The sequence below is a fragment of the Undibacterium sp. Ji50W genome (assembly GCF_049340445.1).
GTDB lineage: Bacteria > Pseudomonadota > Gammaproteobacteria > Burkholderiales > Burkholderiaceae_D > Undibacterium.
The window spans coordinates 21,036-33,089 of the sequence record NZ_JBMPOX010000015.1; the positions used below are offsets into that span (position 1 = coordinate 21,036).

General features: G+C 48.8%; 8 protein-coding genes. 2 read left to right on the plus strand and 6 right to left on the minus strand.

All coding sequences use genetic code 11. The annotated features are described in order from the left end of the window. Positions 1–124: 124 nt before the first annotated feature. The 4 genes from ACO0K9_RS19060 to ACO0K9_RS19075 form a co-directional block, all read right to left on the minus strand. Positions 125–1,840, minus strand: a complete 1,716-nt coding sequence (locus ACO0K9_RS19060; protein ID WP_422987665.1) for a methyl-accepting chemotaxis protein — start codon at positions 1,838–1,840, stop codon at positions 125–127. 408 nt (positions 1,841–2,248) lie between these two features. Further along, positions 2,249–4,687 carry an FtsX-like permease family protein gene (locus ACO0K9_RS19065; RefSeq protein ID WP_422987666.1) on the minus strand — a complete coding sequence of 813 codons (2,439 nt, stop codon included), beginning with the start codon at positions 4,685–4,687 and terminating at the stop codon, positions 2,249–2,251. 4 nt (positions 4,688–4,691) lie between these two features. Next, positions 4,692–5,372 carry an ABC transporter ATP-binding protein gene (locus tag ACO0K9_RS19070; RefSeq protein ID WP_422987667.1) on the minus strand — a complete coding sequence of 227 codons (681 nt, stop codon included), beginning with the start codon at positions 5,370–5,372 and terminating at the stop codon, positions 4,692–4,694. Positions 5,373–5,393: 21 nt separating this feature from the next. Beyond that, the gene (locus ACO0K9_RS19075) at positions 5,394–6,743 is read right to left on the minus strand and encodes an efflux RND transporter periplasmic adaptor subunit (RefSeq protein ID WP_422987668.1); all 1,350 of its coding nucleotides are present in this window, start codon (positions 6,741–6,743) and stop codon (positions 5,394–5,396) included. A gap of 221 nt (positions 6,744–6,964) precedes the next feature. On the opposite strand from ACO0K9_RS19075, the gene ACO0K9_RS19080 reads away from it, so the two are divergent. Both ACO0K9_RS19080 and ACO0K9_RS19085 read left to right on the plus strand, forming a co-directional pair. After that, positions 6,965–8,338 (plus strand): sigma-54-dependent transcriptional regulator, encoded by a 1,374-nt coding sequence (locus ACO0K9_RS19080; RefSeq protein WP_422987669.1) that lies wholly within the window; start codon positions 6,965–6,967, stop codon positions 8,336–8,338. A gap of 10 nt (positions 8,339–8,348) precedes the next feature. Beyond that, positions 8,349–9,560, plus strand: a complete 1,212-nt coding sequence (locus tag ACO0K9_RS19085; RefSeq protein WP_422987670.1) for a sensor histidine kinase — start codon at positions 8,349–8,351, stop codon at positions 9,558–9,560. 81 nt (positions 9,561–9,641) lie between these two features. Here the strand turns inward: ACO0K9_RS19085 and ACO0K9_RS19090 are convergent, their stop codons facing one another. After that, positions 9,642–9,920, minus strand: a complete 279-nt coding sequence (locus tag ACO0K9_RS19090; RefSeq protein WP_422987671.1) for a YkgJ family cysteine cluster protein — start codon at positions 9,918–9,920, stop codon at positions 9,642–9,644. Positions 9,921–10,015: 95 nt separating this feature from the next. Next, on the minus strand, positions 10,016–12,052 hold the full coding sequence (locus ACO0K9_RS19095) for a sodium:solute symporter family protein (protein WP_422987672.1): 2,037 nt from the start codon (positions 12,050–12,052) through the stop codon (positions 10,016–10,018). Positions 12,053–12,054 lie beyond the last annotated feature (2 nt).

A 12,054-nucleotide genomic window follows, 5' to 3' on the forward strand; every position in this document is an offset into this window, starting at 1 on the left:
AATTCCTGTTCCTTCAGCATCCTGGCAGCTTGCAAGCTGCCAGGATGCGTGGGGAGGATTCTTGTGCCCATCGGATTTTGAATCGCCAGAACGCCAGCCATTTATTACCCAAAGCAGGTCACTATCAAAACTCTTCCCAGTCATCACTGGATGGTGACGCAGGCTTTTTCTTCGCTGTCGATGCTTGCAATCTGGCTGGTTGTGCGGCGGCGCGCTGTACTGCAGGTTGGCGTCCGGCTGCAGTTGCGCGTGCCGGTTGCCGCGTCTGGGTGAGCGATTCCCGGACCGGGGCGATGATATTGAATTGCGAGACCAGATCCGACAACTTGGCGGCCTGGTCGCGCATGCTTTCTGCTGCGGCTGCAGCCTCTTCAACCAGTGCGGCATTTTGCTGCGTCATTTCATCCATCTGCGTGACGGCCAGGTTGACTTGCTCAATACCGGCGCTCTGTTCCTGACTGGCGGCAGTGATTTCACTCATGATGTCGGCCACATGCTGGACGCTGGTGACGATTTCCTGCATGGTTTTGCCAGCGGTATCAACCAGCTTGCTGCCATGTTCGACCTTGCCGACAGAATCATCGATCAGGTGTTTGATTTCCTTGGCGGCAGAGGCACTGCGCTGTGCCAGATTACGCACTTCAGTCGCTACCACGGCAAAACCACGACCCTGCTCACCGGCACGGGCTGCTTCCACCGCCGCATTCAGCGCCAGGATATTGGTCTGGAAGGCGATCCCATCAATCACTGAGATAATATCGACGATCTTGTTCGAGCTTTCCTTGATGGAACCCATGGTGGTAACCACTTGCCCAACCACTTCACCACCTTTGACAGCGACGCCGGATGCCGATATCACCAATTGATTTGCCTGGCGTGCATTGTCTGCGTTCTGTTTGACGGTAGATGTCAGTTCTTCCATCGACGAGGCAGTTTCTTCCAGCGAGCTTGCCTGTGATTCAGTACGGGATGACAGGTCGGCATTGCCAGTGGCAATTTCTGCCGCCGCCACACTGATGGTTTCAGTACCATGACGCACTTCGCCTATGACGCCACTTAAACCGGTATTGATGCCGTTGATGGCATGCATCATCTTGCCGATTTCATCATTGCGTTGAATGTGAATGATATCGCTCAAGTCGCCTTGTGCCATTTTTTCTGCCACGGCTGTCGCTTTGGCCAGTGGTTTGGTAATCGATGCTGCCATCATCCAGGCGCAGATGACCGACAGCAGGGCGGCGATCAGTGACAGCACGATCAGCAGTATTTTGCTGGACTGGTAAGTCTGCTGGATTTCTGCCGAAGTATCGTCGATCTGCTTGCGCTGCATGGTCAGCATCGCTTCGATTTTTTTGATGTACATCGCAGAAGCCGGAAGAAATTCTTTTTCCAGGGCAGTATTGGCTTCATCTACCTTGTCTTCTTTTTTCAGGGCGATGACCTTGTTGCGCGTATTCAGATAAGCTTGCCGCTGTTCACCAATTTCCTTGAAGAGCGCAATTTCATCCGGACTTTGCATGTGTTCTGCAATGGCTTTTTGCAAAAGGCCGGATGCCTTGGTGGATTCTTCCTGTTCCGTCGCAAAAAAACTCGCCAGTGAAGGGTCGCTGCTTTTTGCAATGGCCGTGGTACGGCGCACCCCAGTGTGTATATTGCGGTACCAGTCACTGATCAGGCGTTCGGTCGTCAACGGGTCCTTCAGCAAATTGTCGGTTGATGCCGCAACCGCATTAAGCTTGAAAATAGCAATAACGGTGGTGACAAAAAACAGCGCAAGGATGAGGGCAAAACCTAAGCCTAACCTTTTGCCCACGGAAAGGTGTTTGAGTTGAGAGATCATAGATTTTCTATTTATGTCAGGAGACAAGTTGAAAATGCAGACAAAGATGTCACTAATCAGTCTACACTTGGATGGCGTGGAAATATATTTCCAAGTGGAAATTATACGCAAAAAACGACTGATTTATCTCAATAAATTCAGATTTTTTTCACGTGTGCCGTTCTTTCTCACTCCACTTCACCAATAGACAATCTGTGACTGCGGTCTTTTTGCAAGACATGGCATGCAGACCGTAACCATGCCGATCAGCCTGGTTGGGTCGCTTGTATCCCTCTGAATGGGCTTCAGCCTGTAGCTAAACTGCCAGTGAAGTCCTTGCATACAGGAGTCGCCCGTCGGTTTCGTGCCGGTCGCCCTCTCGCTGCAATGAGCACAATTTGATTCATTCAAGAGGCAGGCCAGCATTCTTCAATTCGATAATGCCCGTACTGGCTTCATCTGCATGGCAATCAGTATGTGACGCGTGGTCGCGATCAATGTAATAGCTACTACCATGAGCAATGCGATCAGCAAAGTCCAGTAACCAATCGCAGCATGTTCGACGTAGCCAGCCAGGTAGCGTCGGATGATCAGAGTTGAAAGAGGCAAACCGATTAGCGCCGAAAATAAAATAAGCAAACCAATTTCTCGCGCGACCAAATTACCGATATGCCGTTTCGTTGCACCATATAACTTCCTTAATACGATTTCTCTTGCGCGTCGCTGTACAGAGTGGGCAGACAGCGCATAAATACCGAACGCAGAAATAGCCATGGCGATGCCGGTTGAGAATGCCAGCAATTTAGTCATTCGCGCATCATCTTCGTAATTGGTCGCCAAAATGGCTTTAGCCGAATACATCTCCAGTGCGTCATCCGGAAAAGAGGTGTGCCATAACTGTTGAATGGTCTGCTCCGCATCAGTTAAGCTAGCCGACGCACGAATGCTTAATGTTGAGCTTTGCGTCCATAACTCCCATGCAATGGCGCGCGGCGCTTCGCGCAAGGAAAAAAAACGTAATTCAGGCGCCACACCTATCACGCGCTTGATCAATACGTCGCCATCATAATTTGTGTACTGCAAAATCTGGCCTATTGCGGCACCTGGAGTTTTAAATCCAAATTTGCGCGCTGCAACCGTATTAATGATGATCGGATCGGGGTCATCTTCTTTGTCGCGTCGCGGGTCAAATAAACGACCAGCAACCGGTTTGATGCGGTACTGGTTAAAAAAATTTGCACTGACAGATTTCATTTCAACAAAAATACTGGGATTGTTTCCAAGTCTAAAATCAAGGCCAAACCGGGATTTGGATCGTCCGACCGCATCCATAGTAACAGCTACACTGGCGATATTTTTTTTCTGTGTCAGAGCACTGATGAAATGATGCGCCTTTTGATTGTCTTTTACTTGCACCGGTAAATCGACGATCAATAGGGGATCTGGGTCAAAACCTGGAGAAGCGTTCATGGCGAAACTGGTTTGCCATGCTATAGCAAGCGTGATACTTGCTAGACTTAAAGCAACAGCGATCTGAAGTACCGTCATTATCCGGCGCATCAAATTGCCATGCATGGATTCGGTATTGGGACGCCCAAGCAATACTTGCAGAGGCCGAACATGCAGAGCTATCCACGCTGGGTAAATTGCAGTAAGAATTCCGACAATGATCCCAATGATTAGTGCTGCAAGAATATTTTCAGCAGAAAATACGCCGTCTAATTTGCGCTGCATAAGTTCGGAAAATAATGGCAATGCCAACCACGCAAGCAATATACCTAAACCCGTCGCCAGTAAGGAAACCAGCAATGATTCACTCAAAAATTGAACAAAAATTTGTTGCGCTGTTGCGCCCAAGGTTTTGCGTATTCCAATTTCACGCTGACGTTGCAATAATCGTACTGTCACCAGATTTACATAATTAATCGCAGCAAGTGCAAGAATCAAAAAAGCGATGGCAGCAAGCCCTTTAACAACGACAGGATTTCCCCGGTCACCTGGTATGGTGATTGGATTATCGGCAATGTCCTGATCAAAGTAAGCATCGCTTAGCGGCGATAACTTAATATCCATCACTTTACGTTTTCCAAGACGTTGTTTGACCTCCGGCTTCTGCGTTTGCGATATAGCTGAAAGATCGATAGCCTGTTGCAAGGCTTCTGTTACTGCTGATATTGACGTGCCTGGTTTAACACGTATCAACAATTTCCCCCAATCGTATCCCTTGCCATTTCCATTCAGCATTGTCGCCTGCTGCTTATTAGAAATTAGTACAGAGTTGACACCTATCAGCGCTTCGTGCGGAATAGTTGTATTCGTAGGAGGATCGCGTAATATCGCTGCAACGCGCAGCACTTTTCCAGAAGCTTGCAATGTCAATCCTAAGGCATGCGCCGTGCCAAAATAAGCCGTAGCAGTCTGCGCCGTCATGGCGATATTTTCTGGTTGTTCCAATGCAGCACCGAGATCGCCTTCTAACGCCTCGAAACCTAATAATTGTGTAAATCCGGGCAAAACAGGAAGAACGGATAATTTGCGGATTTGATTTTCTATTCGAACCGGGTAAGATCTGTTGGGATCATATCCACTGACATTTTCCACGCCCGGCAGCTTCATGGCAGCTGTGCGCAACAAGTACGGAGACTGGTCAAACCAAGGAGCTACGGCATCAATGTTATACCGTTGTTTCACGACATAGACATTCGCCACATCCGGCACGTTTGCATTGTATTGCAAGGAATATCGTACATAACTGAGTAAGCTAAAGCATGTGGCGAATCCTAGCGCCAAACCAACAATAACTATTGCAGAATAGATGGGATCACCAATTAGCAAGCGCCAGCCAATTTTAAAATCGTTCAGTTTCATCATTCTAAGCCGCCATTTGTGCATCGATCAAAATACTGCCATCCAGCATGCGCAAGGTTCTTGACGCCTGCGCTGCGTGCATGGGTGAATGAGTCACCATGACGATGGTGGTACCTTCTGCATTGATTTGACGTAGCAATTTCATGACTTCATCGCCATGCGCAGAATCCAGATTGCCGGTCGGTTCATCGGCAAGCAAAATCGCAGGTCCAGAAACCAATGCCCGCGCAATCGCCGCACGTTGCTGCTGGCCCCCGGAAAGTTGGGACGGACGATGTCTGGCACGATGTGAAATGGCAAGTTTTTCCAGCATGGCATTGATTTTTTCTTTGCGCTCTTTGCCTGGGATATTTCCATACTCCAGAGCAAGTTCTACATTTTCAAAAACGTTCAACTCTTCGATCAAGTTAAAGCTCTGGAAAATAAATCCGATGCGTCCACGGCGTAACTGATTCAATTGTGATTCGGTCCAGCCTGCAAGGTTTTGACCATTAAACCAATAGTCACCAGAGTCTGGGATATCCAGCAACCCAAGCAACCCCAGGAGAGTGGATTTACCACAACCGGAGGGTCCTGTAATCGCCACATATTCACCAGCATCAATTTCCAGATTAATACCGTTTAAAGCAGTGGTGCGTACTTCTCCAGTGGAATACACTTTGCTAAGATTGTTTAATCTGATCATATAAAATTCTCGCTAATGGTTTCAATTTAATTCCAGACGAATTGCTTGCCCGAATTTGGCATAGCTGGAGACAATAAGTTTTTCTCCCGCCTTCAAGCCTTCAATAACTTCAATCTGACTATTACTTCGCCGCCCAACCTTAATCTTGCGTCGTTCGGCATATTTATTATCTTTGCTCAAGACATATACCCACGTGCCACCGGTATCATTCATGAACGCGTCACCAGGCAATAACAATGCAGGCTTTGAATCACCCAATGTAATCTGGGTATCGAGGCTTTGCCCGGGATTTAATTGTTTAGGTTGAACAGCGTCAAATACCATTTCTATGGTGAACTGGCCTCTAATAATTTGTGTAAAAACTCTGTTGACCTCAACGGGAAAATATTGCTCATTCAATTGCGCTTTCCCATGCCGACCTTCACTGATGCGATTGAGATAATATTCGTCAACAGCAGCAGTTAACTTAAAACGATCAGGGTCGTCAATGCGACCAATATGCTGGCTAGCCGAGACGGCCTCTCCAACCTGTAAGTGGAAATCAGTCAACCTGCCATGCGTCGGCGCACGAACGGTGAGGGCGTCGATAGCCGTGTCCAGAATAAGAAGCCCGGAAGCCAGCCTGGCATTGGCTTGTTCCATTTGCATAATCCCCGCTCGCTTGATGTCGATTTCTTCAATACTACGTGACTGTTCCTGAGCGAATGCATGTCGTTGTTGTTCCAAAGCATCTTCAGATTCTTCTAAAACAACCAAGGAAATAAACCCCTGAAGTGCTAACTGTTTATTTCTGAGGTGTTTTTTCTCAGTTTGTTGCACATTAAATCGTAAATCCGAGAGTCGGCGCTCGTGATCTGTTTTACTCACTTCCAAGGCGGCACGCAAATTTGAAATATTGGAAATTTGAGTCGCCTGGTCTGACTGCCGCGCCAATAATTCAAGCCGGCGCTGTGGATTTGATAAACGGAACAGGGGCATTCCTTGTTTCACAACAGTGCCATCACGCACAAATATTTCTTCAACATGCCCAAATTCCACCGCATCGAGTATCACTGAACTCAGTGGGGTGGCGTTGGCACGTACTACCATGTCGTTTAAGAATATGCCTTGTTCTACTATCGCAGTTCTGATATCACTCGCATCAACCTGCAAACCACGCGGCATCCACACCCATAGCACGAACATCAAGCCAAGCAAGCCGCACACCGCGAGGCTGGCAGCAATGATTTGTTTTCGGTAGCTTTTCCGAATCACGGTATCCATCGCGTAACCAGAAATGGCATCAGGTATTTTTGGATGATTCATCATGAAAAAAAATAGTGGGAATACAGTAGGCATGGCAATATCCATGCCACCTGATGCTTCCTGCATGGGAGCTTGCCGTTTTTAAATAGGATTTACGCAAAATTGTCCCAGCAAGGCGCAGCGACGAAGACAGTACAAATAGTACGGCAAGGAGCTGTAACGCAGCTGGGGCGGTTTTGCGTAAGTCCTATTAAAAATGTCCGATAACGGACACTTGTCACTGTTCATTATCGGACAGAATCTAAGTCATTTGCGGTGCTTGCTAGCGGCATGTAAAATGGTTCGCCATGGCCTACACAAACCCCAACGCGACTATCTTCATCATTGACGATGACCCCGACATTGTCTGTGCTGCGCAATTGTTGCTGCGACGATGCTTGGGCTCTGTACACACGCTGACTGATCCAGCCGGGCTTTCCACTTTATTAGCGCATGCGCAACCCGATATCGTGCTGCTTGATATGAATTTCACTCCTGGCCATATCGATGGCAGTGAAGGTTTGATGCTATTGGATCAGTTGCAGCAGTTGAATAATCCACCAGTAGTCATCGCCATGACCGCCTATGCCGATGTGCCTCTGGCCGTGGCGGCATTAAAGCGTGGTGCCACGGATTTCATTACCAAACCTTGGAACAATGAACACCTGACTTCAAGTATTCAGGCAGCATTGGCACGATGTCATGCTGCGCATGAAAAAGTAAAAGCCGTTACGGGTGACAATTCTGGATTAATCGGCAATTCGAATGCCATGCAGAATTTGCGTAATATGATTGCCAGTATCGCGCCTACACATGCCAATGTCATGATTCTGGGAGAGAATGGGGTTGGCAAAGAATTAGTCGCACGTGCTATCCATGATGCGTCAGAGCGTGCTGACAATACTTTTCTATCTATCGACATGGGCGCACTACCCGAATCTACCTTGGAAAGCGAATTATTCGGCCATCGAAAAGGATCATTTACAGGCGCGCAAACTGAGCGTGCCGGGCGCTTTCAGTCCGCCAGAGGCGGAACCTTATTCCTGGATGAAATCGGCAATATGTCGCTCAATGCTCAAGCCAGACTATTAACTGTTTTGGAGAAACGTGAAGTAACACCACTTGGTTCTGACAGACCGGTGGCGATAGATGTCAGAGTTATCAGCGCCACCAATCTCGATGAAGTAAAACTGTACACCCCTGATATATTTCGCTCTGATCTGCTATTCCGGCTCAACACAATTGTCGTTCGGGTGCCACCGTTGCGTGAACGTCGTGAGGACATTGCGCTTCTTCTTGGACATTATCTCCGTCACTATCAGCAACAATACCAACGTACACCCCGATCAGTAAGTTCATCTGCGCTATCCCGCCTTGAACAATATCCGTGGCCAGGGAATGTCAGGGAATTGCGTCAGGCCTGCGAAAGGGCAATTATTCTTGGCACGAATCCCGAATACGTATTTCAAGATTTTGGAATATCACTTACAGAAATGAATGCCACAGCGGGCATATCCATCGGCGTCAAGGCCAGAACCGATAACCTGCTACTTGAATCGCTAGAACGTGATGCCATAGTGATGGCTTTGTCGAATGCACAGGGCAATATCAGTCAGGCTTCCAAGGCACTTGGTATCAGTAGACCTGCTTTGTACAGAAAAATCGATAAATATGGGATATGACATTGTACGAATGGTGATTTATATCGCAGCATTGATGGCCTTGTCTGCACTGACAGCAATGAATTTATCATCGCCGCGCGTCATCGTCATTTGTGGTCTATTTGCTTTGCTTTGCGTCGAATTATTGCGTCGTACTTTTATGCAACTGCGATGTCGGCAACCGATAGAGGAAGCTCCCATCAAATTGCAATATGATGAGAAAGCAATATCTGATAGTTACTCGCGCTTGGAAGCACGGCTGGAACATGCACCGTCCGCACTCTTTCTAATGACCTCAGAAAATGAACTGCTTGCCCCGCTCAACAATTATGCCCGACGCATGCTGGCACCTGGACGCGTTACTGATTTAAATGACTTTAATGCCGCACTAAGGGCCATCAACAATGATAGACGCAATATTATTGTCTTCGACACAGAGAATGGACAGGAACGCGCCCTTGTAGCCGTCAATTACTTTCATATCGGCGGTGTTGAAGAACGGCTTATTGCAGTGTTGCCGATAGAAAGCGAGCTGGAAACCGCAGCGTTCAAAGCCTGGCAGCAACTTGTGCACGTGCTGACACACGAAATCATGAATTCACTGACGCCGGTGGCCTCATTGTCGCGCACTGCACATGATTTAATGGCTGAGTTGCAAACTAAATTACCACAGGAAAATCATGAGGTGCAGGAATTAGGTGGTGATTTATCTATAGCACTGGATACCATCAGTCGACGTTCTGATAGTTTGGCAGGATTTGTATCCAGTTATCGCTCGCTAAGCAATGTGCCCACTTCGCTTCCTCAGCGGACTCAACTGTTGCAATTATTTTCCCGCATCTCTACACTCCTGAAACAAAGTTGGCAAAGCAGAAATGGAGCAGCGACCTTTGTTGTGGAGCCTGAATCACTAGAAATAATGATCGATCCTGGGCAGTTGGAGCAGGCAATGATTAATCTGCTAAAAAACGCCGAAGAAGCAACAGCGAATACGCCGAATCCACAAGTTTCAGTATATGCGCGTCTGGCTCGTGGTGGTCGATTACGTATTGAAATCAGTGACAATGGGCCAGGAATACCAGATGAGTTGGTCGCGCACATCTTCACGCCATTTTTTACAAGCAAGGCCAAAGGCAATGGCATAGGACTGGCGATGGTGCGGCAACTGGTGCATAACAATGGAGGTACGGTGCGTTATGCCAAACTTGCCAATTCAGGAGCCAGGTTTATCATGAGCTTTTAAATTAGCTATTCAAAAATAAAAAAATGGAAATGACGACATCAGTCATTCAAGTAAGCAAGGCTTAGCACTGCACGATCTGGATCAACGTGGAAATGATGAAGACAGGTTCGGTAAAGTGGCGTGCTCTAAATCCGTCAGCCATCGAATGGCATGCATCTGGGTGTAACCACACATTTCCTCGGATGCTTGTAAGCTTCCGCAAAATAGGGGGCGCTCTGGTTTGCCGAAGATGAGGCAGCGATTGTCTTCGCCAAGCTGGACACATCGAACACCTGCAGGTTTCCCATTTGGCATCCCGGGTATGGGACTCGTAATAGAGGGGGCGATGCAGCACGCGCCACAATTATCGCGACATTTCATCGCATTTTCTTAGTTGGCAGATGGCAGGATAAGTGTATTCATACCGGCATTTTAGCGGATGCCGGTACGGTATGGCCAGCAGGCCGCAGCCACCATTATGGCTGACGAATAAAATCAACCAGTTCCGTTGTCTTTTGATCTGGCTTTGGTGTCAGGTAACTTACCAGCAGCATGCTGATAAAGCCTGCCGGTACACCAAATACACCTGCCGAGATCGGTGCGATATTCAACCACTGATTTGCGGCGTTGCCACCAAACAGCGGGTGGGTGTAGAGCATGTAAAACACGCATACAGTGAATCCGGTGACGATGCCTGCAATTGCCCCCTGACGATTGGTGCGCTTCCAGAAGATGCCCAGCACCAGCGCCGGAAACAGGGCGGATGCCGCCACAGAAAACGCCGCACCCACCAGCGACAGGATATCTGCCGGTTTTAAGGAGGCGACGTAGGCTGCTATCAGCGCCACCACCAGCAATAGCAATTTCGAGATGGTTACCCGTTTCTGGGTAGAGGCTTGCGGATCGATGATCTTGTAATAGATATCGTGCGACAGCGAATTGGAAATGGTCAGCAGCAGGCCATCTGCCGTAGACAGGGCAGCCGCCAGGCCACCCGCCGCCACCAGGGAGGAAACCACATACGGCAGGCCGGCAATTTCGGGTGTGGCCAGCACCACGATGTCACCATCCAGCACGATTTCAGCCAGTTGGACAATGCCGTCATGGTTGATGTCCGTAATCGTCACCAGTGGGTTGATCTTGTCTATGCTGGCCCAGTAAGTCACCCAGGACGGCAGTTTGGAAAATTCGCTACCCACCAGTGAATTATAAATGTCGTATTTCACCAGTATCGCCAACGCCGGGATGGTGATGTAGAGCAGCATGATAAAAAACAAGGACCAGAAGACCGAGTCACGGCTTTCCTTGACGGTCGGCGGTGTGTAATAGCGCACCAGTACATGGGGCAGGGCGGCAGTACCCATCATCAGGCATAGCACCAGCGCCATGAAATTGTTGCGCTTGTTGTCTGATTCCTTCTTGTCTTTGGCTGCATACGGTGTGTATTGCGAAAAGCCGGGCTGTGCCTTGTTCAGGTAATTGTTGCGGATATCGGTCCAGCGGGTTTTGGCTTCTTGTGGTGATTTGGGATAATTCGCCAGGATGCGTCCGGCAGCCTTGATCTCAAGTAAAGAGGCGTTGCCGGATTTTAAATCGTCCAGCCTGTGTTGTACTTCAAAGCGGCCTTCTTCCCATGATTGTGGCAATTGCTGGATTTTATTTTGCAGTTCGGTGGCACGTTGGCGGTAAATAGCCCTGACTTCCTGTTCTTTGGGATCTTGCGCGAATTGCTTTTCCTTGTTGACCAGTTCTGGCAACACCGACCCATACGTCAGCGGTGCAAGCGGATTATGTGTGTGTTTGACCGATAGCCAGCCAACAGGAATCAGGAAGGCAATAATGATGATGATGTATTGCGCCACCTGGGTCCAGGTGACGGCCCGCATGCCGCCCAGGAAAGAACAGACCAGGATACTGGCCAGCCCAAGGAAAATTCCCACAGAAAAATCCACGCCGGTGAAGCGCGAGGTGATCAGACCCACGCCATAGATTTGTGCCACCACGTAGATAAAGGAAATGAAAACGGTGGCAAACACCGCCAGTATCCTGACCGTATTGTTTTCTGGCGCGCCGGCAAACCGGGCACCCAAAAAATCAGGAATGGTGTATTGCCCGAACTTGCGCAGGTAAGGCGCAATCAGCATCGCCACCAGGCAAAAACCACCGGTCCAGCCGATGATATAGGCCAGGCCATCAAAACCCTGCAGATACAGGCCACCTGCCAGGCTCAGGAAACTGGCGGCAGACATCCAGTCCGCAGCAGTGGCCATGCCATTGAAAACCGCGGGCACGCGCCGTCCGGCGACATAGTATTCGGTAATGTCGGACGTGCGGCTGACGACACCGATGCCAGCATACAGAACGATAGTGGCAAACATGAACAGGTAACCTATCCAGGCGCGTGGTACACCTTCTTTTTCCAGTATCGCCAGGCTGATCAGGAAAATGAAAAACAGCAAGGTGTACCACAGGTAGTACAGCGTCAGTCTTTGTGTAAAACGTTGTTGTGGCATAC